This is a genomic window from Pseudomonas sp. R3-41 (assembly GCF_054161485.1).
Genome location: NZ_CP096421.1, coordinates 4,900,104 through 4,924,919 on the forward strand (window position 1 = coordinate 4,900,104; position 24,816 = coordinate 4,924,919).

Annotated in this window: 11 protein-coding genes; 7 read left to right on the forward strand and 4 right to left on the reverse strand. The window is 64.4% G+C overall.

Features of this window, described 5'->3' with window-relative positions; genetic code table 11:
- Positions 1-117: 117 nt before the first annotated feature.
- Entirely contained in the window at positions 118-13,122 is a 13,005-nt protein-coding gene (locus tag M1D99_RS21015; RefSeq protein WP_458130728.1) for a non-ribosomal peptide synthetase, read from the reverse strand.
- 281 nt (positions 13,123-13,403) lie between these two features.
- Between M1D99_RS21015 and M1D99_RS21020 the strand changes: the two genes are divergently transcribed.
- Positions 13,404-13,952 (forward strand): RNA polymerase factor sigma-70, encoded by a 549-nt coding sequence (locus tag M1D99_RS21020; protein ID WP_092327046.1) that lies wholly within the window; start codon positions 13,404-13,406, stop codon positions 13,950-13,952.
- A 136-nt stretch (positions 13,953-14,088) separates the two neighbouring features.
- Here M1D99_RS21020 and M1D99_RS21025 read toward each other — a convergent pair whose 3' ends face one another.
- From M1D99_RS21025 to M1D99_RS21035, 3 genes are all read right to left on the reverse strand, one after another.
- A complete protein-coding gene (locus M1D99_RS21025; RefSeq protein WP_434571493.1) occupies positions 14,089-15,102 on the reverse strand; it encodes a GNAT family N-acetyltransferase in 1,014 nt (337 codons plus the stop codon).
- Positions 15,103-15,172: 70 nt separating this feature from the next.
- On the reverse strand, positions 15,173-15,949 hold the full coding sequence (locus tag M1D99_RS21030; protein WP_434576575.1) for a substrate-binding periplasmic protein: 777 nt from the start codon (positions 15,947-15,949) through the stop codon (positions 15,173-15,175).
- Positions 15,950-16,066: 117 nt separating this feature from the next.
- A complete protein-coding gene (locus tag M1D99_RS21035; protein WP_434571495.1) occupies positions 16,067-16,690 on the reverse strand; it encodes a TetR/AcrR family transcriptional regulator in 624 nt (207 codons plus the stop codon).
- Between the two features lie 180 nt (positions 16,691-16,870).
- Here M1D99_RS21035 and M1D99_RS21040 point away from each other — a divergent pair, with 180 nt between their 5' ends.
- The 6 genes from M1D99_RS21040 (at position 16,871) to ppnP (ending at position 24,750) form a co-directional block, all read left to right on the forward strand.
- On the forward strand, positions 16,871-18,661 hold the full coding sequence (locus M1D99_RS21040) for an acyclic terpene utilization AtuA family protein (RefSeq protein WP_434571497.1): 1,791 nt from the start codon (positions 16,871-16,873) through the stop codon (positions 18,659-18,661).
- Positions 18,662-18,839: 178 nt separating this feature from the next.
- Complete coding sequence (gene atuC, locus M1D99_RS21045; RefSeq protein ID WP_434571499.1) at positions 18,840-20,456, forward strand: geranyl-CoA carboxylase subunit beta; 1,617 nt, start codon at positions 18,840-18,842, stop codon at positions 20,454-20,456.
- Positions 20,457-20,482: 26 nt separating this feature from the next.
- Positions 20,483-21,640 (forward strand): citronellyl-CoA dehydrogenase, encoded by a 1,158-nt coding sequence (gene atuD / locus M1D99_RS21050; RefSeq protein ID WP_434571501.1) that lies wholly within the window; start codon positions 20,483-20,485, stop codon positions 21,638-21,640.
- Between the two features lie 156 nt (positions 21,641-21,796).
- The gene (locus M1D99_RS21055; RefSeq protein WP_434571503.1) at positions 21,797-23,767 is read left to right on the forward strand and encodes an acetyl/propionyl/methylcrotonyl-CoA carboxylase subunit alpha; all 1,971 of its coding nucleotides are present in this window, start codon (positions 21,797-21,799) and stop codon (positions 23,765-23,767) included.
- Positions 23,768-23,829: 62 nt separating this feature from the next.
- On the forward strand, positions 23,830-24,372 hold the full coding sequence (locus tag M1D99_RS21060; RefSeq protein WP_186705326.1) for an exonuclease domain-containing protein: 543 nt from the start codon (positions 23,830-23,832) through the stop codon (positions 24,370-24,372).
- Positions 24,373-24,465: 93 nt separating this feature from the next.
- Positions 24,466-24,750 (forward strand): pyrimidine/purine nucleoside phosphorylase, encoded by a 285-nt coding sequence (gene ppnP / locus M1D99_RS21065; RefSeq protein WP_014337306.1) that lies wholly within the window; start codon positions 24,466-24,468, stop codon positions 24,748-24,750.
- Positions 24,751-24,816 lie beyond the last annotated feature (66 nt).

The window sequence follows — 24,816 nt, forward strand, 5'->3', positions numbered from 1 at the left end:
ATCGCGGGCAAGCCTTGCTCCCACAGGGTTGAAGCTCGAACACAGATAATCTGTTCGCAGCCGATTCCTGTGGGAGCAAGGCTTGCCCGCGATGAGGCCACTACAGACACCGCAAAACTACAACCCCTCCAACTCCGCCATCAGGTCATTCAACCGATCCACCTTCTCCTCAGTGATCTCGCTTGCCGCCAGCCCATCGATGTACTCGGCCAGTTCCTGCACCGTGCTGCACTCGAACATTGCCCGCAGTGGCACATTGCGTTGCAGGGCCTTTTGCACCCGTGAGGCGATTTGCGTCGCCAGCAAGGAATGGCCGCCCAGTTCGAAGAAGTTGTCCTTCACCCCTACCCGCTCGACTTTCAGCACCTGGGCCCAGATGTCGGCCAGGGTCTGTTCCAGCTCATTGCCGGGGGCCCGGTAGTCCTGGCTGTGCAACTGGCCGATCTCAAGGGCAGGCAAGGCCTTGCGGTCCAGTTTGCCGTTGGCGTTGAGGGGCAGGCGGTCGAGCCACAGCCAGTGCAGCGGCACCATGTATTCGGGCAGTTCGGTCCGCAGGCGCTGCTTGATACGCTCCAGGCGTTCGGCGGGTTTCAGCGCCGAGTCGGTGGCCACGAGGTAGCCCACCAGATGTTTGCCATTGGCCCCATCCTGCACGCCCACCGCGCCATCGCGCACTTCCGGCTGTTCATGCAACCGAGCCTCGATTTCCCCCAGCTCGATGCGGTAGCCGCGGATCTTCACCTGATGGTCGATGCGCCCGACGTATTCCAAGACCCCGTCGCTGCGCCGCCGCGCCAAGTCGCCGGTGCGGTACAGCCGTTCCCCCGGCGCCCCGAACGGGTTCGGCACGAACACCGGGGCAGTGCGCAACGGATCGCTGACATAACCACGCCCGACCCCGGTGCCCGCCACGCACAACTCGCCCACCGCGCCCAGCGGCACCAGGTCCAGCGCGCCGTCGAGCAAATACAAACGGTTGTTGTCGGTGGGCGTGCCAATCGGCAAGTAAGTGCCACGGGTCGACGCCTGATCGACGCGGAAGAACGCTACGTCGTCGGAGCATTCCGCCGGGCCGTAGGCGTTGACCAGGCCGATGTCCGGGTAGCGCAACAACCACTGGTGAGCCAGTTCCGGCGGCATCGCTTCGCCGGTGGGCAGCATCCAGCGCAGGCCGTCCAGACTGATGCGTTCCTGGGCGAGCATGCCCTGGATCAGCGACGGCACGCTTTCCAGCACGGTAATGCCCTGCTGTTGCACATGCCCTAGCAGCCCTTGCGGATCGTGGGCGATGGCGTTGGGCACTACGTCGACCCGGGCGCCGAACAACGGCGCGGCAAGGAACTGCCAGACCGAAATATCGAAGCTCTGGGAAGCCGTCTGGGCGATCACATCCGCCTCGCTCAGCGCCAGGTACGGCACTTTGCTCAGTTGGTTGTTGAGCATGCCCCGTTGCTCCACCATCACGCCTTTGGGCAGGCCGGTGGAGCCGGAGGTGTAGATCACGTAGGCGAGGTTGTCCGGCCCGCTGTAGACGCCAGGGTTTTGCGGGGAAAAGTCGCCGGCCTGGACGCTTTCCCACACCAGCAGCTTCGGCCGCCCGGAGCAGGCGAACTCATCCAACAAGGCCTGTGCCTGGGCCTGGCAGGCCTGGGTGCAGACCAGCAACGGCGTGCGGCTCAATTCGATGATGCGGCTCAGGCGCTGGCTTGGCAGGCCGGGATCCAGCGGCAGGTAACCGGCACCGGCCTTGAAGCTGCCGATGATCATGCCCAGCAACTCGGCATCTCGTTCGGCCAGCAGCGCCACCGGCTGATCCAGACCGACACCGGCCGCAATCAGGGCGTGACCGAGGCGGTTGCTGCGGGCATTCAACTCGGCGTAGCTGTAGGTCGCGTCCAGGCAACTGACCGCAAGGCGTTGCGGATGGGCCGCGACCCGCGCCTCGAACAACTCGACGTAGCTCTGCTCCAGCGGATAAGCATGCTCGCTCCGGTTGCAGCCTTCGATCAGGAAATCCTGTTCTTCGACACCGATCAGCGGCAGCTCGCTCATATCGCCGTGCAAGCCCTCCATCAGCGCCAGCAGCAGCCGCTTGAACTCGCCCAGCAGGCCTTGGACGGTGCTTTCATCGAAGTAGCGCTGGTCGTACGAAAGGTGCAGCCCCAGGTCGTCTCCCGGGTAGCAGACCGCCGTCAGCGGGAAGTTGGTGTGGGTACGACCCGAGTCTGAAGTGGCGTTGAGGCTTTGGGCGCGATCCAGCACCGAGACTTCCACCGGCGCGTTCTCGAACACGAACAAGCTGTCGAACAGCGGCTGGCCCTTGGGCAGTTCGCTGACTTCCTGGATGCTCACCAACGGCAGGTATTCGTACTCGCGCAGTTGCATGTTGCGGTCCAGCAAATCGCTGAGCCACTGGCGCACGCTGCAGCGCTGATGAACCTCGGTCATCTGCACGCGCAAGGCGATGCTGTTGATGAACAGCCCCACGGTGCGTTGCATCTGCGGCAACTCCACCGGGCGCCCGGCCACGGTGACACCGAACAACACGTCGCGGTCGCCGCTGACCCGGCGCAGTACCAGGGCCCACGCCGCCTGGGCGAAGGTGTTGACCGTCAGTTGATGGGCCTGGGCCAGCTCCCGCAGCCGCGCACCGTCCCGAACGTCGAGGCGGGTGTAGCAGTCGCCGACGATCATGCCGCCGCTGTCACCGGCGTGCTCGCGCAGGAACGGCCGGTCGCCAGGGATCGGCGTGGTCCGCTCGAAACCTTGCAGGTTGTCCTTCCACCACTGCCGGGCTTCGTCCAGGCTCTGGTGCTGCAGCCAGCCGATGTAGTCGCGATAGCGCGGCGGCACGGCCAACCGCGGTTCGCGCTGTTCGCCCAGGGCGGTGTAGACCTCGAAAAAATCGTCCATCAGCAGCGAACGGCACCAGGCATCGATGAGGATGTGGTGATTGCTCATCATGAACCAGTAGCGTGCCGCGCCGACCCGGATCAACCGCAAGTGGAACGGGGCCTGGTTCAACAGATCGAAACCGGCCTCGCGCTCATCCTTGAGCAAGGCCTGGAGCTTGGCTTCCTGGGCGTCTTCGGCCACCTCGGACCAGTCGAGATAGTCCACTGGCGTGCGGCCGGGCTTGTGGATGATTTGCAGCATGTCTTCGCCAACGTTCCAGCAGAACGAGGCTCGCAAGGCTTCGTGGCGAGCGATGACCGCCTGCCAGGCCTGGGCGAAGCGCTGCGGGTCCAGTTCGCTGTTGATGCGGTAGCGATCCTGCATGTAGTACAGGCCAGTGCCCGGCTCCAGCAAGGTATGCAGCAGCATGCCTTCCTGCATGGGCGTCAGCGGATAGACATCTTCGATCTGCGCGGCCGGCACAGGCAGGCTGTCGAGCTGGCCCTGGGTCAGCTTCGCCAGGGGGAAGTCCGAAGGCGTCAGGCCGCCCGCCTCGTCCGTCAGGCAGTGTTCGATCAGGCGTTGCAACTCATCGAGGTAGGCCTCGGCCAGCGTAGCAATGGTCTCGCGCTCATGACGTTCGGCACTGAAGGTCCAACGCAACACCAACTCGCCGCCGCTGACCTGGCTGTCGACGCTCAGCTCATTGGGCAGCGGCGCGGCGGGATCATGGATCGCCCCCAGCGGCGCATCCAGCGGCTGGAACAACGCCTCCTGGCCCAAGGTCTGGTCGAGCTGGCCCAGGTAGTTGAAGGTGATCGCCGCGTGCGACAGGCCGGCCATCGCCTCGCGAGTCGCCGCGTCCGCCAGGTAGCGCAGCACACCATAACCGAGGCCCTTGTGGGGCACCGCACGCAGTTGCTCCTTGATAGCCTTGATCGAGCCGCTGACGCTTTCGCTCGCGGGAGTCAGGCGCACGGGGTAGACGCTGGTGAACCAACCCACGGTGCGGGTCAGGTCGAGGTCGTCGAACAGCGCTTCGCGGCCGTGGCCTTCGAGCTGGACCAGGGCCGAATCATGGCCGCTCCATCGGCACAACACTCGAGCCAGCGCCGTGAGCAGCAGGTCATTGACCTGGGTGCGGTAGACGCTCGGCGCCTGTTGCAGCAGCTGCCGAGTGCGCTCGGCGTCCAGGCGCACGCTGACGGTTTGCGCGTGACGCTCCTGGCGTCCCCCCTCGGGGTTCGTGCATGGCAGCGCGACGTGCGCACCGCTCAACTGCGCTTGCCACCAACCGAGTTCTTCGCGCAGGGATTCGCTGCCGGCGTAGGCCTGCAAACGCGCGGCCCAGTCGCGCAACGGGCTGGTCTTGGCCGGCAATTGCATCTCTTGCCCGGCGACGAGCTGGCGGTAGACGGTTTGCAGGTCGTCCATCAGCACCCGCCACGACACACCGTCCACCACCAGGTGATGGATGACAATCAGCAACCGTTGCCGGCCATCCGGCGTTTGCGCCAACACGGCATGCAGCAGCGGCCCGGTGGCTAGATTGAAACGGCTCTGCGCCTGGGCAAACAACGCTTCGCACGCTTGCGCGGTGTCCACGGATACCTGCTGCAACAGCACGGCGTCAGACAGCGGCTGGTGCTCGGCGCGCCAGTGCCCGGCGGTTTCGCCAAAGACCAGGCGCAAGGCATCGTGGTGCTGGAAGATCGCGTGCAGGGCCTGTTCCAGTGGTTGCGGGTCCAGGGCCGTGGTCGGCTCCAGCAGCAACGCCTGGTTCCAGTGATGCCGGTTGGGCATCGGGCGGTCGAAGAACCAATGCTGGATCGGCGTCAACCCGGACTCACCCTGCACCAGGCCCTGTTCGGCGTGCACCTGCTGGCTGCGCGTGGCGACGGCGGACAGGGTCTGTACGGTCTGGTGCTGGAACAAGTCCCGGGGCGTGAAATGAATGCCCTGTTGCCGGGCGCGGCTGACCACCTGGATCGACAGGATCGAATCGCCGCCCAGTTCGAAGAAGTTATCGTTGAGGCCCACCTGCGTCACGTTCAGCACGTCGCACCAGATCGCCGCCAGGGTCTGCTCCAGGGCATTGCTCGGCGCCACGTAGTGTTGGCGATTGAGTTCAGGATCGGGCAGCGGCAAGGCGCGGCGGTCGAGCTTGCCGTTGGCGGTCAGCGGCATGCTCGCCAGCAGGATCAGGTGCGTGGGCACCATGTAGTCCGGCAGTTGGGCCTTGAGGTGGTTTTTCAAGGCGTCGCGCAGGGTCGCTTGTTGCTCGCCGTCCTGGCTGGCGATGTCGCTCACCAGGTAGCCGGCCAGTTGCGTGCCGCCCGGCAGGTCGAGAGCCAGGACCACGGCCTCGCGCACCGCCTCATGTTCCAGCAGGCGGGTTTCGATTTCCCCCAGTTCGATGCGGAAACCACGGATTTTCACCTGATGGTCGATCCGTCCCAAATACTCCACCAGACCGTCGGCACGCTGGCGCACCAGGTCGCCGGTGCGATACAAGCGTCCGCCTTCGGGGGCGAACGGGTCGGCGACAAAACGCTCGGCGGTCATGCCCGGACGCTGGTGATAACCCTGGGCCAGGCCAGCACCGCCGACGTACAACTCACCCGTGGCGCCTGGTGGCACCAACGCGAGGTCGGCGTCGAGGATGTAGGCCACCCGGGCGCCAACCACGCTGCCAATCGGCACACTGGCCGCGCCCTCCTCCAATTGCTCGGGGGCCAGGCTCGCCAGCGGCATGACCACGGTTTCGGTCGGACCGTAGGCGTTGAAGAACAGGCTCGGGCTGAACGCTGCGCGAATGCGCTGCAAATGCTCGCCGGTCAGGGCTTCGCCGCCGGTGATGCACATGCGCACCGGCAAGGTCTGCCCTTGGGTCGCCAACCACTGCGCCAACTGACTGCCATAGCTGGGGGTGAAGCCGAGAATGTTGATGCGATGCTGGCGAATCAGCTCGCAGATCTCCTCGGCGTCCCACTGGCCTTGGGCACGCAGCACTACTTGGGCACCACTGAGCAACGGCACCAACAGGCGTTCGGTGGCGGCGTCGAAGTTGATGGAATAGAAATGCAGCTCGCAATCGTCCGGGCGCATGCCAAAGCGCTGGATCACCGCCTGGCAATGCATGGCGATTTCACCGTGGGACACCACCACGCCCTTGGGCTTGCCGGTGGAGCCGGAGGTGTAGATCAGGTACGCCTGGTGTTGCGGCAGGTTGATCAACGGCAGCGGGTGGTCCGGGTAGTGGGCCAAGGCCGCCGAGTCGTCTTCCAGGCACCAGCAGCCCACGCCCTCGGGCAAAGCATCAAGGGCCTGGAGCATCGCCCGATCGCTGAGCAACAGGCTGATGCCGCTGTCTTCGATCATGTAGTGCAGGCGATCCAGCGGGTATTCCGGATCCAGCGGCACGTAGGCACCGCCGGCCTTGAGGATCGCCAGCAGGCCGATGACCATTTCCAGCGAACGCTCCAGGGCCAGGCCGACGCGCACCTGTGGTCCGACGCCTCGCTCGCGCAAGTGCCAGGCCAGGCGATTGGCGCGGCTGTCCAGTTGCGCATACGTCAGGGTCTGCCCGGCGAAGGTCAGGGCCGGCGCATCGGGACGCGCCCGGGCCTGTTCGTCGAACAGTCCGTGGATGCATTGGTCGAGGCGATGCTCACCGGGCTCGACGCCCAGGCTGTCGAGCAATTGTTGCTGCTCGCCAGCCTCCAGCAACGGCAGCTCGCTCAACCGGCGGGCCGGATCGACCAGCAACGCTTCCAGCAGGTTACGCCAGTGCCCGGCCATGCGCGCGATGCGCGGCTCGTCGAACAGGTCGGTGCTGTAGGTCAGGCAGCAACCCAGGCGCTGGTCCAGATCCGTGACTTCCAGGTTGAGGTCGAACTTGGTGGCCCGGGCGTCGTTGACCAGGTAGTCGACGCTCATGCCGGCCAGCGTGCGGCTCTGCTGGAACTCCCAGCGCTGCACGTTGCACATCACTTGGAACAGCGGGTTGTAGGCCGCACTGCGCGGTGGTTGCAGGGCTTCCACCAGATGATCGAACGGCAAGTCCTGATGGGACTGGCCTTCGATGACGGTGTGGCGGACCTGTTCGAACAATTCGCCCACCGACATTTGCCCGTCGAGTTGGCAACGCAGCACTTGGGTGTTGAGGAACGCACCGATCAGCCCTTCGCTTTCCAGACGGATACGGTTGGCCACCGGCGCGCCGATGCGCAGGTCGGTCTGGCCGCTGTAGCGGTAAAGCAGCACCGCCAGGGCGGCGGTCATGGTCATGAACAGGGTCAGGCCCTGTTGCGCATTGAAGGCGCGGACCCGCGCCGCCAGTTCATCGCTCAGATCGAAACGGAACAGTTCGCCACGATGGCTTTGCACGGACGGACGCGGGCGGTCGCCGGGCAGCTCCAGCAGCGGGTGTTCGCGGCCCAGTTGCGCGGTCCAGTAATCCAGCTGCCGCTGACGCTCACCGGACTCCAGCCACTGGCGCTGCCAGACGCTGTAGTCGAGGTATTGCACCGGCAACGGTTCCAGCGGGGATTCGCGGTCGTCGACAAAGGCTTCGTACAGCGCGCTCAGTTCCCGGGCGAAAATGTCCATCGCCCAGCCTTCGGTGACGATGTGGTGCAACGTCAGGACAAAGTAATGCTCATGCTCGGCGGTCTTGACCAGGCAGGCTCGCAGCAGCGGACCGGTTTCCAGGTCGAAGGGCTGGTGGGCCTCGCTGTCCGCCAGTTGCTGCACCCGCTGTTGGCGCGTGTCGGCGGCCAGTGTCGAGAAGTCCTGCCAGTCCATGCGCAGGCCCGTCTCGTTGTGCACCTGTTGGCGGGCCACGCCGTCGACGCTCGGGAACGTGGTGCGCAGGGTTTCGTGACGCAGGATCAATGCCTGCAAGGCCGCCTCGAAGCGCCCGACATCCAGTACCCCGCGCAAGCGCGCCATGCCGCCGACGTTGTAGGCCGGGCTGTCCGGCTCCATTTGCCAGAGGAACCACATGCGCTGCTGGGAATACGACAGCGGCACCGGTTGACTGCGGTCGACCTGCTCGATGGCTGGCTGGCGGTTGGTCTGGCCGCTGGCCTGGATCAAGCGCACCTGTTCGGCGAAGGCTCCCAATTCACTGGCCTCGAACAGCGCCCGCAACGGCAGTTCCACGTCACAGGCCTGGCGAGTGCGGGAAATGATCTGGGTCGCCAGCAGCGAATGGCCGCCGAGGGCAAAGAAATCGTCCCGCAGGCCGATACGCACCAGTCCCAGCACATCGCGCCAGATGCCGGCGATTTGCTGTTCGAGGGCGCTGACCGGCTCGACGTGCTCGCGCACCTGCCATTGCGGCTCGGGCAAGGCGCGACGGTCGAGCTTGCCGCTCGGGCTCAGGGGCATGGCGTCCAGGCGCAGCAGTTGGGCGGGCACCATGTAGTCCGGCAGCTCGGCGGCCAGGGCGGCCTTGAGTCGACTATTCAACTCGTCCTGACCTTGAGCGACATCCGGGGCGGTGTAATAGCCGATCAGTTGCGGGCCGGCCGAAGTGTCGCGCACCAGCACCGCCACTTGGGCGATGCCGTCCTGGGTCAGCAGGCGCGCTTCGATTTCCTGCGGTTCGACTCGGAAGCCGCGCAGCTTGACCTGCTGGTCGAGGCGGCCGAGGTATTCAATCACACCGTCGGCGCTCCAACGGGCGCGGTCGCCAGTCCGGTACAACCGCGCCCCGGCCGGGCCCAGGGGGTCGGCGACGAAACGCTCGGCGCTCAGGCCCGGACGTCCGAGGTAACCCCGGGCCAGGCCCAGGCCGCCGATGCACAGCTCGCCCGGGACACCGGCCGGCACCGGATTGAGGTCGCTGTCGAGCACCCGGCACAAGACGTTGCCCAAGGGACGGCCGATGGGCGAGCGCTCGCCATCGGCTTCGGTGCACTGCCAATGGGTGACGTTGATCGCGGTTTCGGTCGGGCCGTAGCGGTTGTGCAACTGTACCGACGGCAGTTGCGCCAACACCCGGTTGCGCAACTCGGCCGGCAAGGCTTCGCCGCCGGAAAACAGCCGGCGCAGGCTGGTGCAGCGGGCACTCAGGGGTTCATCGATGAACAGGCTGAGCAGCGGCGGCACGAAGTGCAGCGTGGTGACGCCAAACTGCTGCACCAACTGGGCGATGCGGTGCGGGTCACGGTGTTCGCCGGGGCTAGCCAGCACCAGTTGGCTGCCAGTGATCAGCGGCCAGAAGCATTCCCAGACCGACACGTCGAAACTGATGGGGGCCTTTTGCATCAGCACATCGCTGGCGTCCAGCCCGTAGGTCGCCTGCATCCATTGCAGGCGCTCGGCCAGGGCCGCGTGGGTGTTGCCGACGCCTTTGGGCTGACCGGTGGAACCGGAGGTGTAGATCACGTAGGCCAGGTGATCGCCGTGCAGGTGCAGGCCCGGCGGGTTGCTCGGCCATTGCTCCAGGTGCAGGGCGTCCATGGCGATCACACTGACGCCGTCGCACGCCGGCAAACGCTCCAGCAATGCGGTTTGAGTCAACAACAGATCGACGCCACTGTCCTGAAGCATGTAGGCCAGACGGTCGGCCGGGTAGTCCGCATCCAGCGGCACATAGGCGCCGCCGGCCTTGATGATGGCCAGCACACCAATGAGCAACAGCGGCGAGCGCTCGGCGGCAATCGCCACGCAGACATCCGGGCCAACGCCCTTGTCCCGCAGGTAATGGGCCAGGCGATTGGCCTGGGCGTGCAGCTCGGCATAATCGAGTTGACCACCGTCCCAGCGCAACGCGATCCGTTGCGGCGTGCAGCGGGCCTGCTCGTTCAACAGTTCCGGCAGCCATTGACTGGCCGGCGCGCACGGGGCCGCGCTCCACTGTTGCTGTTGGCGGTGCTCATCGGCGGTCAACAGCGGCACGTCACCGATGGCTTGCTGCGGATCGGCACAGACCGCCCGCAACAGGTTGCAGTAGTGCTCCGCCAGGCGGGCGATGGTCGTCGCCTCGAACAATTCGTCGGCGTAGTCGAACGACAGGGTCAAGCGACCGTTGCGATCTTCTTCGCTGTGCAGTTGCAGGTCGAACTTGGCTTCGCGGCTGTGCCACGGCAACGCTTCGGCGAGCAGCCCCGGCAGGCGTCGCAAGGCGCTCAGGTCACGTTGCTGGTGGTTGAACATCACTTGGAACAAGCCGTGCTCGCGCGCCTCGGGAAACGCTTCGAGCAACTGTTCGAACGGCAGGTCCTGGTGAGCCTGGGCACCCAGCGTGGCTTCGCGGGCCTGGGCCAGCAGCGCGGCGAACGGTTGGCGGGAATCGACCTGCCCACGCAGGACCTGGGTGTTGATGAAGAAGCCGATCAGCCCCTGGGTTTCCAGGCGCGGACGGTTGGCGTTGGGTACACCGATGCGCAAGTCGGATTGCCCGGTGTAACGCTGCAACAGCGCCTGGAAGGCGGCCAGCAACAGCATGAACGGCGTCGCGTCATGGGTCTGGGCCACTTGGCGCAGGGCTTCGCCGAGGTCCTTGTCCAGGCGCAAACTGTGCCGCGCGGCGCTGCGTTGGCGTTGAGCGCTGCGTGGATGATCCGTGCCCAACATCAGGGCCGAATGTTCAGCGCCCAGTTGCTGCTTCCAATAGCTCAGTTGACGCTCGGCCTCGCCCTCGGCCAGCCACTGGCGTTGCCAACTGCCGTAGTCGGCGTACTGCAAGGGTAATGGTGCCAGCGCAACGTCCTGACCTTGGGAGAGCGCGGCGTACAGTCGGGAGAATTCTTCGATCAACACATTCATCGACCAGCCGTCGGCGATGATGTGGTGCAGTGTCACCAACAGTTGGTGATCATCCTCGTCGAGACGCAACAGGGTGACCCGCAGCAGCGGTCCCGTCTCCAGATCGAACCGCGTGGCCGCCTCGTCTTCTCGAACCTGTCGCGCCCGGTCTGCGCGCGAGTCGGCAGGCAGGTCGCCAAGGTCGATGACATGCAGCTCGAACTCGCCGACCGGATCGACCTGTTGCAGGGCCACGCCATCGCGTTCCAGGAACCGAGTGCGCAGGGACTCATGACGCTCGATCAGTCGCTGGAAGCTGGCGCGCAAAGCGTCTTCGTCCAACTCGCCGCGCAGGTGCAAGCCACCGGGAATGTTGTAGGCGCGGCTCGTCGGGTCAAGCTGCCAGGTCATCCATAAACGGTTCTGCGCCAGGGACTGCGGCAGTGGCACGTGGCGCGGCAACGCGCTGATCGCGCCCTGGGCCTGGCCGCCGTCCTGCTGCTGGTTCGCCACCGCTGCCGCGAACGCGGCCAGGGTCGGGGCGTCGAACAGCAGGCGCAGGTTGAGCGCCAGCCCGAGGGTTTCACTCAATCGCGCAATCACCTGGGTGGCGGCGATGGAGTTACCGCCCAGCAGGAAAAAATGATCATCAGCCTGGACGTGCTCGACCTGTAATTGCTCTCGCCAGACCTGGCCGATGAGGGTTTGCAATCGGCAGGACTGCGCGGACTCATCCGCCACGGTGACTTCGGTTGATGGGGTTACTTCGGCTGAGGGGAACTGGGCATAACTGTCCAAGCTGCCGTCGGCCAATCGGGTGCCGCAGGCCGAGCGCTGCAACTTGCCGCTGGAGGTCTTGGGCAACGCGCCGGGATTGAGCAGCACCACCACGCTCGGGGCTTGCTGGCAGGCCTCGGCCACCGCCTGGCGAATGACGTTGATCAGGGCTTCCGGCGGCAGGATTTTCTGCACGCTGCGGCTGATTTCTGCGGCGATACCGATGCCTTCCTCACCGCCGTCGTTGACTGCGAACGCCGCCACCCGGCCCTTGCGCACCACTTCCACTTCACGCTCGATGGTTTGCTCGATGTCCTGGGGATAAAGGTTGTGCCCGCGCACGATCAGCAAGTCTTTCAGGCGCCCGGTGATGAACAGTTCGCCGCCGCGCAGGAACCCCAGGTCACCGGTGCGCAGCCAGGTCCGGCCGTCGTGCTGGACAAAAGTCTTGGCGCTGGCTTCAGGGTTGCGCCAATAACCCAGCGCGATGCTCGGCCCGGCGGCCCAGACCTCACCGACCTGATTGTCGGCCAGTGGCTGCAACGTCGCCGGCTCGACGATCAGCACCGCGTGCCCGGGCTGACTGACACCACAACTCATCACCGCGCTGCCCTGCCCCGGCTCGACCCGGTTTTGCGCCAGCGCCGCATCAACCACCCGCAGCGAAGGAATGCCGTGGTGGCGTGGCGTGCCGGCGACAAACAAGGTCGCTTCGGCCAGGCCGTAGGAGGCCATGAAATTACCGGGCGTGAAGCCGCACGGGGCGAACTTCTCGGCAAAACGCTCCAGGGTGTCGAGGCGGATCGGCTCGGAGCCGGAATAGGCCACGCGCCAGCCGCTCAGGTCGAGACGCTGCAGGGCTGAATCACTGACCCGCTCGCTGCATAACCGGTAGGCGAAATCCGGACCACCGCTGATGGTGCCGCCGTACTCGCTGATCGCTTCGAGCCAACGCAGGGGGCGGGCCAGGAAATAAGCCGGGGACATCAATACACAGGGAACGCCACTGAACACTGGCTGCAACAGGCCGCCAATCAGGCCCATGTCGTGGTACAGCGGCAGCCAGCTGACGATCACATCGTCGGGGTTCAGGTCGATGCCGAAGCCATGGCGGATCAGCAATTCGTTGGCCACCAGGTTGCCGTGGCTGACCTGCACGCCCTTGGGCAATGCAGTGGAACCGGAGGTGTATTGCAGGAAGGCAATGTCATTGTCCTGCAGCATCGGCATCCGCCATTGTCCGGCGCGGGCCGGGTCGAGGGTATCGACGCACACTACCGGTGGCGCCGATTCGATGGCTTGCAGCGGCTCGCGCAGGTCGCTGCTGGTGAGCAGCAGGCGCGGTTCGGCGTCCTTGAGGATCGACAACAGTCGCTCCTGATGGTGGCGACGAGTGGATTCCGGCGGATAGGCCGGCACGGCAATCACCCCGGCGTAGAGACAGCCAAAGAACGCGGCGACGTAATCCGGGCCACTGGGGAACAGCAGCACCACGCGATCGCCCAGCGCCGCGTCGGCCTGCAAGGCGCCGGCGATGGTCCGGGCGCGCAGGTCCAGGTCGCGATAACTCAACACCACACCCTGCCCGGGGGTGTCGGCAAGGAAGCGCAGGGCCACCCGGTCCGGCGTCAGCGCGGCGCGGCGCTGGAGGGCATGAACCAGGGTGCTGGGGAGTTCGAACGCGTCGGTCATGGGGGGTTCCTGCCTGAATTCGGCTTGCAAGTTGTCCCCCATGGAACGGATAGCGGCGGCAAATAATTAGTCGGGCAGCTGACTCACCAAGGCCTGCCGCGAAGCATCCGGCAGCCAGGCGCCGCGGCAATGGGTCGCGGTGCCGAGGCTGGACTTTATTGCATCAATAATTCTTCTTCTCAATTGACAATCATTATCATTAAGCCTAATTTGGCGCTCGATGTGTAGGACGGGTCCGGCATCCGGACGTCCCGCTAACTTTTTGCAGCAAGGTGAATTCCATGACGGAACAAGTATCCACAAGCAGGTGCGACTCACCGTTACTCCAGGCGTTCGTCGATAACCGACTGATCCTGGTCAAGATCGCGGCGCGCATTACCGGCTGTCGGTCCCGCGCGGAAGATGTGGTGCAGGACGCTTTTTTCCGGCTGCAATCGGCGCCACAAATCACCTCCTCGTTCAAGGCGCAGCTCAGTTATCTGTTTCAGATCGTGCGCAACCTGGCGATCGACCACTACCGCAAGCAGGCGCTGGAACAGCGATACTCGGGGCCGGAAGAGGAAGGGCTGAACGTGGTGATCCAAGGTGCTTCGCCAGAAACCTCCCATATCAACTTCTCCACGCTGGAGCACATCGCCGACGCGCTGACCGAACTGCCCAGCCGCACCCGCTATGCCTTCGAGATGTACCGGCTGCACGGCGTGCCGCAGAAGGACATCGCCAAGGAACTGGGCGTCTCGCCGACCCTGGTGAACTTCATGATCCGCGACGCGCTGGTGCATTGCCGCAAGGTGTCGGGGGTTCGCGGGGATACCTTCGCCCGGCGGTAATGCTTACTGGTTCACCGAGGCACCTGTGGGAGCGGGCTTGCTCGCGAATGGGGCCTGACAGTCGACATCAATGGTGACTGGTCCGCCCCTTTCGCGAGCAAGCCCGCTCCCACAGAAGTTCACATGTCGCCAAACCTCACATCAACCCACACCGATCAAAGAACCGCTCACGTCCCAGGATCATCAGCGCCGCGCGCTTGTGGGGAAAATCGAATTCCTTCTCGCAATGAAAGCACTGGTTATGCAAGTGCCCGATCATCCGCGCATTGTCGGCCCGGGGCTCGGCGACCACGCGCTGGGTGCGCGGGTCGTCCAGAAACAGGTAGTGCACCAGCGCCGATAGCCAGCTCGCCACCTTGTGCGGCCCGCGGTGCTGCTCTTCGCCCACCAGCATATGGATGCCGCGGTCATAGTGGTCGGCCTCATAGAACGGCGCGATCCGATCTTCCTTGGCCCAATAGGCTTCGAAGTAAGCGAACGGCTGATCATCGAAGCAACCGATCAGGGTCAAGACCCGCGGATCGGCCTGCAGCTTGCCCAGGTACTCGCGATGCTGCTCCAGGCTGCCCTCTTCCTGCCAGAAACTCGCCACCCGCGGGCTGTTCTGCCAGCGGTTGAAACGTTCCAGGTCCTGCTCGACTTCCAGGGTGCGCAAGGACACCCAGGCCCCCAGCCGCGCATCGAAACGCCGGTACACCTCACCGCGCGGCTTGATCGGCCGGCGTGGATGGCGACGACCATCGGTGATGACCATCTGTTGCGGGTAACTGCCGCTGAACGACTCCCCCAGCCACGGCTGCGGCAATTGCCAGAACAGTGTGCGCTCGCAGCGGTATTCACCGGCACGTTCGGTGCCCGTCAGTAAACCGCTGAGCAAGGCTTCACCAGGGCGCTCGTCGAGGTGCCAGGTCAGGCGCTGACACTCGGGATCGCGGGCGAACAGCCAATAGCAGGCCGCCCACAACGCCGGGCCCATCGGACGGTCGTTGATTTCCTGTAAATGCACATGCAACTCGGGACCGCGCACCAGGCGCAGCCGGATCAGCGGCGCGCCCTCGAGCATCAGGCTCAGGTGGCGTTCGGTTTCATCGGCGCCGAGGCGACGACCACCGGGCAAGGGCAGCGTCGTCGGCTGGTTGAGGTTGGACATAAGAGCGGCTCGCGTATTCGTCGGTAGTCAACGTGGGACGTGAGCCGGGAAGGGAAATTTAGTGTCACCGTCAATGGGAATGCGTGGGCACCAGCTGGATCTGGTACGGCTGGAAAATCTTCAGCAGTTGACCGTTGTCTCCCAGCTTTTGCAGCAACTGCGCGAACGCTTCACTGGAAATGGGCGCCTGTGGCCGGATCAACGCGTAATGGTGGTAAACCTGATCGATGCGTTCGGAGACCAGCAATTGCGGGCCGACTTCCGGGTTGCGCAACACGTAATCGTTGAGGTACGAACGGGTCACCAGGGCGATATCCGCCCGCCCGCGCAACACCATCAGCAGGTTGCTGTCATGGGAATACGTCAGCGTGGCGTTGTATTGGCCGGCGAGGAACTTGGGGTCGGGGTTGAATTGGGCAAAGGCGTAGTGGTAACCGCTGAACAACGCCAGGCGCTTGCCCCTGAGGTCGGCGAAATAACTTTGCTGGCGATCCGGCTGGCGCTGGGCGACGAAGACCTCCGCATCCTCCAGGCCCATGTCCACGGCAGTGTGTGGCACATCCTGCCAACCCCATTCGGGGTTCTCGAAAATCGCCATGTCGACCCGGCCTTGCTTGAAATCATTGAAGCGGCGCGGGATCGACGTCGGCACCAGCACGAATTGATAGTCGCTTTGCGACTGGTTCAGAGCCTCCACCATCTGCGGCAGCAGGCCGGTGTCGGCGCCGTTCTCGGGACGAACGGTATAGGGCGGAAAATGCGCCGCGCCGATCCGCACCTGTTGCGCCGCCTCGATCGGCAACGCCAGGAAAGCGGCCAAAGCAGCCAGTAGCACACGCGAGGTCATCCCCATCGGCGAAAACGTCAAGATAACCCACTCCCCAAAAGTCCCGTCACTACAATCAAGCTAGGCGGTTTCAGCCGCTTAGCCAGCCACACGGCCCTTCAAAGCACCGTTCGATTATTATTCTTCTTCAAGCACCAGGATCAGGGCCTGCTCGGCCAGTTCATCGAGACTCAAGTTGCCTTCGGCGCGAAACCAGGTGGTGGTCCAGGACAACGCCCCCGTGAGGAACCGTCGAGTAATGGACACGTCCCCGCGAATATACCCGGCCTCCTTGGCTTGGCCCAGAACCTCCAGCCACAAGTCTTCATAAATGTCACGCAGGGCCAGTACCTGCCGCTGTCCGTCATCCGAAAGCGAACGCCATTCGTAGACCAGCACGGCCATGGCCTCGCCCGTGCCGCCCATGATCGACTGCAATTCGCAGCGGATCAGCGCCAGCACCCGCCCGCGTACGCTGTCGACCTCGGCGAGGGCGGCGCGCATCAGCGCCGTGTTGTAGCGGATGGTTTCTTCCATCACCGCCCGCAGGATTTCATCCTTGCTTTTGAAATGGTGAAAGATGCTGCCCGACTGGATGCCCACGGCACTGGCCAGGTCGCGCACCGTGGTGCGCTCGAAGCCCTTGTTGCGAAACAGATGGGCGGCGGTCTGGAGCAGTTTGCCGCGAGCACTGTCCGGGTCGGTCAGTTGCCCGCTGTCGACCAGCTCACGCATCACGTCCAAGGCTTTTTGCTCGTCCACCCATTCTCTCCTACAGTCGATCAACCAACGCGCCGCCATTGCCCGTCAAACCATCGGTGGCGCGGGCAATTTAAGCCGAGCGAGGCAACCAAGCAAGCGCTCGGCCACAAGTACGGGACAGCGTTTACAAACCAAGCGCTTGCTTGGTAGTCTCGAACCACCTTTGCCGGAGGGAACACCATGCCAAAAACGATCCGTATCGGTTGCGCCAGTGCCTTTTGGGGCGATACCTGCACCGCGGCGGCGCAACTGGTCGAGGGCGGGAAGCTGGATTACCTGGTATTCGACTATCTGGCCGAGGTGACGATGTCGATCATGGCCGGAGCGCGCTTGAAGGACCCGTCGAGCGGCTATGCCACGGACTTCATCGAGGTCCTCGCCCCGCTGCTCAAGCGATTGCATGACGACCGGATCCGCGTCGTCAGCAACGCCGGCGGAGTCAATCCCCAGGCCTGCGCGAGCGCCTTGCAAGCTGCCTGCGATCAGGCCGGCGTACCACTGAAAATCGCCGTGCTGCTGGGCGATGACCTGCAACCGCAAGGCGAACGGCTCGCCGCCCAAGGCATCAGCGAGATGTCCAGCGGCGAGCCCCTGCCGCCCGCGTGCGTGTCCATCAATGCCTACCTCGGCGCGCCCGGTATCGTCGAAGCGTTGCGCCTGGGCGCCGATGTGGTGATCACCGGGCGGGTGGTGGACAGCGCCGTGGTCAGCGCCGCCCTGGTGCATGAGTTCGGCTGGGCCTGGGACGATTACGATAGATTGGCCCAGGCCGCGTTGGCGGGGCATCTCATTGAGTGCGGTGCCCAGTGCACCGGCGGCAATTTCACCGACTGGCAGCAAGTGCCGGATTTCGAGCACATTGGCTTCCCCATCGTCGAAGCCAGCGCCGACGGCCAATTTATCGTCACCAAGCCCGAAGGCAGCGGTGGACTGGTCACGCCGCTGACCGTTGGCGAGCAGTTGCTCTACGAAATCGGCGATCCGCAAGGTTACCTGCTGCCGGACGTGATCTGTGATTTCAGCCAGGTCAGATTGACCCAGCAGGGCAAGCACGCCGTGCGTGTCCATGGGGCCAAGGGCCTGCCGCCCAGCGACCGGTACAAGGTCTGCGCCACCTGGTTGGACGGCTGGCGCTGCACCGCCACGTGCCTGATCGCCGGCATCGATGCCGTGGCCAAGGCTGAACGGGTCAGCCAGGCGCTCCTCGCCAAGACCTCGCAGCTATTGCGCCAGCGTGGCTGGGCGCCCTTCAGCGAAGTGAACATCGAACTGCTGGGCAGCGAAGCCACTTACGGCCCACACGGCCAGCGCCGGGACAGCCGTGAGGTGGTCATCAAACTGGCGGTACGACACCCGGACAAACAACCGTTGGTGCTCTTTTCCAGGGAAATCGCCCAGGCCGCCACCGGCATGGCGCCGGGACTGACCGGCCTGGTCGGTGGCCGGCCGACGGTGTCGCCGTTGATTCGCCTGTTCTCGTTCCTGATCGACAAAGCCACTTGCCGGCTCGACATCGAGTTTGACGGCCAGCGCCACCCGTGTCCCCTGCCCGCCCTCGAACCGCTGGACATCACCGGCCTGCCGGTCGCCCCGGACCTGCCCAAGCCCCAGGGCCGGGCCGACGCCAGCGTGCCGCTGATCAAACTGGCGGTGGCGCGCTCTGGCGACAAGGGCAACCACAGCAACATTGGCGTGATTGCCCGCGAGCCCGAATACCTGCCCTGGATCGCCGAAGCGCTGACGCCGGAGGCGATGGTCGACTGGATGAGCCACGTGCTCGACCCGCAGTTGGGCCGGGTCGAACGCTGGTACCTGCCGGGCACCCACAGTTTGAATTTCCTGCTGGAAAACGCCCTCGGTGGCGGCGGTGTCGCCAGCCTGCGCATCGACCCCCAGGGCAAGGCGTTCGCCCAGCAATTGCTGGAGATCCAGATACCAGTGCCGCAACACGTTGCCGATCAGGTCGGCTAAGGACGGTCGCCATGGCAAATGAACGATCAGCAGCACCTGTGAAACCTGTGGCGAGGGAGCTTGCTCCCGCTCGATTGCGCAGCAATCGCAAAAAAGCCGGGGTCGCTGCGCAACCCAGCGGGAGCAAGCTCCCTCGCCACAGGGGTTCGGCTAATCCGTTCCAACACGAGGAGTCTGCATGCCGGTCATCGAATCGCACCTGGATCCCCACAGCGCTGACTTCGCACGCCATTACACGGCGATGCGGGCCGGCGTCGAACAACTGCGCCAGCTCGAACAGGCCGTGGTGGAGAAAGCGGCCCAGGCCCAGGGCAAATTCGAGCGGCGCGGCCAACTGCTGCCGCGCCAACGCCTGAACCTGCTGCTGGATCCCGGCGCGCCATTTCTTGAGCTGGCGAGCCTGGCCGGCTACAAACTCCATGACGACAAGGATGGCAGCCAGGCCGGCGGCGGCCTGATCGCCGGGATCGGCTACGTGTCCGGGACGCGGGTGCTGGTGGTGGTCAACAACAGCGCGATCAAGGGCGGCACGATTTCCCCCAGCGGCTTGCTCAAGACCCTGCGCCTGCAACAGATCGCCATGGAAAACAAACTGCCGGTCATCACCCTGGCCGAAAGTGGCGGCGCCAATCTCAATTACGCCGCGCAGATTTTCGTCGAAGGCGCACGCTGCTTCGCCAATCAGGCACGTATGTCGGCCATGGGCCTGCCGCAGATCACCGTGGTGCATGGCTCGGCCACGGCCGGCGGGGCCTATCAGCCGGGTTTGTCGGACTACGTGGTGGTGGTGCGCGATAAGGCGCGGTTGTTCCTCGCCGGGCCGCCGTTGCTCAAGGCGGCGACCGGCGAAGTGGCCAGCGAGGAGGAACTGGGTGGTGCGCTGATGCACGCGCAGGTGGCCGGCACCGCCGAATACCTGGCCGAGAACGACGCCGACGGCGTACGCCTGGCCCGGGAAATCCTCAGCCTGCTGCCCTGGAACGCACAACTGCCGCCACAACCCGAACGAACCTGGACCGAGCCGCTCTACCCCGCCGACGAATTATTGGGCCTGGTGCCCGACGACCCGAAGAAGCCCTATGACGTGCGGGAAATCATCGCCCGCATCGCCGACGGCTCGAACTTCCTGGCTTTCAAAAGCGAATTCGACGCCCAGACGATTTGCGGCCACCTGCACATTCGCGGCCATGCCTGTGGCCTGATCGGCAACAACGGACCCATCACGCCCCAGGGCGCCAGCAAGGCCGCGCAGTTCATCCAGCTGTGCGACCAGAGCCGCACGCCATTGCTGTTCTTGCACAACACCACCGGGTTCATGGTCGGCACCGAGTCCGAGCGACAAGGGGTGATCAAGCACGGCGCCAAGATGATCCAGGCCGTGGCCAATGCCCGGGTGCCCAAGCTGACCGTCGTCGTAGGCGGTTCCTACGGCGCCGGCAACTACGCCATGTGCGGCCGCGGGCTTGATCCGCGCTTCATCTTCGCCTGGCCCAACAGCCACACCGCCGTGATGGGCGGCGTCCAGGCCGGCAAGGTCCTGCGGATGATCACCGAGGCCACGCAACTCAAGAACGGCCTGAGTCCCAACCCGAAGATGCTGGACCTGCTCGAGCACACCACCGCGCAGAAACTCGACAGCCAATCCACCGCCCTCTACGGCAGCGCCAGCCTGTGGGACGACGGGCTCATCGACCCGCGTGACACCCGCACATTGCTGGGCTACCTGCTGGACATCTGTCACGAGGCCGAACAGCGGCCATTGCAAGCCAACAGCTTTGGCGTGGCCCGTTTCTGAGCGCTGACTCCAGGAGAACAATAAGAATGATCTTCACCCAAGAACATGAAGCACTGCGGCGCACCGTTCGCCAATTTGTCGACCGCGACATCAACCCCTACGTCGACGAATGGGAGCGCGCTGGACGTTTCCCCATCCACGCGATTTTCCGCAAGGCTGGCGAGCTGGGCCTGCTGGGCATTTCCAAGCCGACGGCATTCGGCGGCATGGGCCTGGACTACAGCTATTCGATCGTCGCGGCCGAGGAATTCGGCACCATTCATTGCGGCGGTGTGCCGATGTCCATTGGCGTGCAGACCGACATGTGCACCCCGGCCCTGGCCCGGTTCGGCTCCGATGAGTTGCGTGACGCATTCCTGGGCCCGGCCATTCGCGGTGAACAGGTGGGCTGCATCGGCGTCTCGGAAGTCGGCGCCGGTTCCGACGTCGCCGGGCTCAAGACCACCGCGCGCAAGGATGGCGACGACTACGTCATCAACGGCAGCAAGATGTGGATCACCAATGCGCCGAGCGCCGATTTCATTTGCCTGCTGGCCAACACTTCGGACGACAAGCCCCACGTCAACAAATCGCTGATCATGGTGCCGATGGACAGCCCCGGCATCAGCCTCGGACAGCACCTGGACAAACTCGGCATGCGCAGCTCCGAAACCGCCCAGGTGTTTTTCGACGACGTGCGCGTGCCACAACGCAACCGCATTGGCCAGGAAGGCGCCGGGTTCATGATGCAGATGCTGCAATTCCAGGAGGAACGCCTGTTCGGCGCGGCCAACATGCTCAAGGGCCTGGAACAGTGCATCGACAGCACCATCGCGTACTGCAAGGAACGCAAGACCTTCGGCACGGCCCTGATCGACAACCAGGTGATCCACTTTCGCCTGGCGGAACTGGCCAGCGAGATCGAATGCCTGCGGGCGCTGGTCTACCAGGCCACCGAGCAGTACATCAACGGCCAGGACGTCACGCGGCTGGCGTCCATGGCCAAGCTCAAGGCCGGGCGCCTGGCCCGGGAAACCACCGACAGTTGCCTGCAATATTGGGGCGGCATGGGTTTCATGTGGGACAACCCGGTCGCCCGGGCCTATCGCGACGTACGGCTGGTGTCCATCGGCGCCGGTGCGGACGAGATCATGCTGGGCATCATCTGCAAGCTCATGGGGATTTTGCCGGGGAAGAACAAGTGAGCGCCCTGTCCGCTCGGTTGTGGAGTTTGAAAAGCTTCGCGAGCAAGCCCGCTCCCACATTGAACTGGGACTACCTGATGATCTCGGTCAACTGTGGGAGCGGGCTTGCTCGCGAAAGGGCCCGAACAGACAGCTCAAAACGCCAGGAATGCTTCCATGCCCACCTTCAGCAAACTCCTCATCGCCAACCGCGGCGAAATCGCCTGTCGCATCCTGCGCACCGCCCAGGCCCTGGGCTACCGCACGGTAGCGGTGTTCAGCGAGGCCGACGCCGATGCGCTGCACGTGCGCATGGCCGATGAAGCCGTGCTGATCGGCCCGGCCCCGGTGCAACAGTCCTACCTCAATCCCTTGGCCATACTCGACGCAGCCCGGCGCAGCGGCGCCGACGCGATCCACCCCGGCTACGGCTTTCTTTCGGAAAATGCCGGGTTCGCCCAAGCCTGCGAAGAAGCCGGCATGGTTTTCATCGGCCCCAGCCCCCAGGCCATCGACCTGATGGGCAGCAAGCGTCGCGCGAAAATCGCCATGCTCGCAGCCGGTGTTCCCTGCATCGCCGGTTACCAGGGCGCGGCCCAGGACGACGACACACTGCAACGCGAAGCCGAGCGCATCGGCTACCCGCTGATGATCAAGGCCAGCGCCGGTGGCGGCGGTCGTGGCATGCGCCTGGTCCAGGGCCCCGAAGACATGCTCGAGCAATTGCGCAGCGCACGCTCGGAAGCCTTGCACGGTTTTGGCAGCGACGAGTTGATTCTTGAACAGGCGTTGATCGATCCACGGCATGTGGAAGTGCAGATCTTCGGCGACCATCACGGTCAACTGATCCACCTGGGGGAACGGGACTGCTCGATTCAGCGGCGCCACCAGAAAATCATCGAGGAGGCGCCCTGCCCGGTCATGACCGCCGACCTGCGCCGGGCCATGGGCGAGGCAGCACTCAAAGCAGGGCATGCCGTGAATTACGTGGGTGCCGGGACCGTGGAGTTCCTGCTCGCGACGGACGGTCGATTTTACTTTCTGGAGATGAACACGCGCTTGCAGGTCGAACACCCCGTCACCGAGTTGATCACTGGCCTGGACCTGGTGGCCTGGCAGGTGGATGTCGCCGCCGGCAAGCCGCTGCCGTTGCGTCAGGATCAGGTGACGTTTAGCGGCCATGCCCTGCAAGTGCGGCTGTACGCCGAGGACCCGGCGAAGGATTTCCTGCCCCAGGCCGGGCGGTTGATCGGTTGGGAGCCGCCGATACAGGACGGCGTGCGAATCGACCATGGCCTGCTGCAAGGCCAGGCCATCACACCGTTCTACGATTCGATGTTGGGCAAACTCATCGCCCATGGCGCCACCCGCGAAGACGCCCGGCGCAAATTGCTCCGGGCGGTGGAAGATTGCGTGCTGCTGGGCGTCCAGAGCAACCAGCGCTTGCTCGCCGGCTTGCTGGCGCATCCGCGCTTCATCGACGGCGACTTCGGTACCGGTTTCATCGGTCAGCACTTTGCCAATCATCCCGCACTACTGCCCATTGAGCCCTCGACCGAGCAACTGGCCATCGCCACGGCAGCGTTTTATCAGGCCTCACAGGCACGGCATGCCCCCGGCCTGGGCGGGTGGCGCAACAGCGTCGGCACGGCGCGGCATTATAGGATTGGCTTCGGTGAACACGACTGGACGCTGGCCCTTGAGGCCGAAATCGACGGGACCTTGAACATCCGCAGTGCCGAACGCCTGGTCGAACTGAGGCTGCTCGACGTTGACGCCAATGGCGCGTCGCTGATGATCGATGGGATTCGCCAGCGCCAGGCCTGGCGCCTCGATGGCCACGATCTCTGGCTGTCCACCCGCCCCGGCAGCCTGCACCTGCAAGACCGGACCCTGGCTCCGGTCACCGCCAAGGCCACCGCCAGCGACGCAACGCTCAAGGCGCCCATGGACGGCGCCATTGTCGAGGTGCTGGTCAGCGAAGGCAGCACGGTGCGCCAAGGCCAACTGCTGATGGTGCTCGAAGCGATGAAAATGGAGCATCCACTCATGGCCGGCGTCGACGGCGTGGTCAGGCAATTGCAGGTCAAGCGGGGTGACCAAGTGAAAAACCGTCAGGTTTTGTTGCGTGTCGAAACAGCCCACTAGTCGGATGCCCGGGGTTTGACTACGCTCAAACCCATCAGCACGCCGATACCGGGAACCCTGCGATGCCTCACTGGCTGGTGATTGATCTGGAGGCCACCACCGATGAGGGTGGCTGGCCGGTAACCGAAATGGAAATTATCGAAATCGGCGCCACGCTGGTGAATCGTGACGGCCGCGAAGTGGATCATTTCCAGCGCTTCGTGCGGCCCCTGAGACGCCCGCTGCTCACGCCTTTCTGTCGTGAACTGACTCATATTACCCAGGCCAATATCGACAGCGCCGAGCCCTTGACCGAAGTCTGGCCGGCGTTCGAGCGCTGGCTGGCGCCGTATCATCCGAAGCTGGAAAGCTGGGTCAGTTGGGGCGACTACGACCGCAAGCAACTGCTGCAGGAATGGCAGCAACAGCGGTTACACAGTGTCCTCGGCCAAGTGCCGCACATGAACCTCAAGCAACGCTTCGCCAAGGCCCGTCGGCTGGAACGACCGCTGGGGCTCAATGGCGCACTGCAACTGGCTGGCCTGCAATTCTGCGGTCAACAGCACCGAGCCCTGGAAGATGCCCGCAATACCGCGCGGTTGTTGCCCTTGGTGCTGCCGGGTTGAGCGGTGTCCGCCGCCCGGCGCGGCAGATGACGAATGTTGCAGCCTTGTGCATACTGGCCGGCCTTTTTCAGCCCCTTTTTCGAGGAATCGCCCATGTTCAAAGTCAACGAGTACTTCGACGGCACCGTCAAGTCGATCGCTTTTGGCACTGCCGAAGGCCCAGCGACCATCGGCGTCATGGCTCCGGGCGAATATGAGTTCGGCACGGCCCAACGGGAAATCATGCACGTCGTCTCCGGTGCCCTGACCGTGAAGCTGCCCGACAGCACCGACTGGGAAACCTTCGAGGCCGGCAGCCAGTTCAATGTACCGGCCAACAGCAAGTTCCAGCTCAAAGTGGCTGTCGACACAGCGTACCTGTGTGAGTACCGCGGCTAAGCCGACGACAACCTGTGGCGAGGGAGCTTGCTCCCGCTGGACTGCGCAGCAGTCCCAAAAGGCTTA

Coding starts and splice junctions, on each gene's coding strand:
- M1D99_RS21015 (WP_458130728.1), bottom strand. CDS start 13,122: ATGACCGACGCGTTCGAACTCCCCAGCACCCTGGTTCATGCCCTCCAG.
- M1D99_RS21020 (WP_092327046.1), top strand. CDS start 13,404: ATGACGGAACAAGTATCCACAAGCAGGTGCGACTCACCGTTACTCCAG.
- M1D99_RS21025 (WP_434571493.1), bottom strand. CDS start 15,102: ATGTCCAACCTCAACCAGCCGACGACGCTGCCCTTGCCCGGTGGTCGT.
- M1D99_RS21030 (WP_434576575.1), bottom strand. CDS start 15,949: ATGACCTCGCGTGTGCTACTGGCTGCTTTGGCCGCTTTCCTGGCGTTG.
- M1D99_RS21040 (WP_434571497.1), top strand. CDS start 16,871: ATGCCAAAAACGATCCGTATCGGTTGCGCCAGTGCCTTTTGGGGCGAT.
- atuC (WP_434571499.1), top strand. CDS start 18,840: ATGCCGGTCATCGAATCGCACCTGGATCCCCACAGCGCTGACTTCGCA.
- atuD (WP_434571501.1), top strand. CDS start 20,483: ATGATCTTCACCCAAGAACATGAAGCACTGCGGCGCACCGTTCGCCAA.
- M1D99_RS21055 (WP_434571503.1), top strand. CDS start 21,797: ATGCCCACCTTCAGCAAACTCCTCATCGCCAACCGCGGCGAAATCGCC.
- M1D99_RS21060 (WP_186705326.1), top strand. CDS start 23,830: ATGCCTCACTGGCTGGTGATTGATCTGGAGGCCACCACCGATGAGGGT.
- ppnP (WP_014337306.1), top strand. CDS start 24,466: ATGTTCAAAGTCAACGAGTACTTCGACGGCACCGTCAAGTCGATCGCT.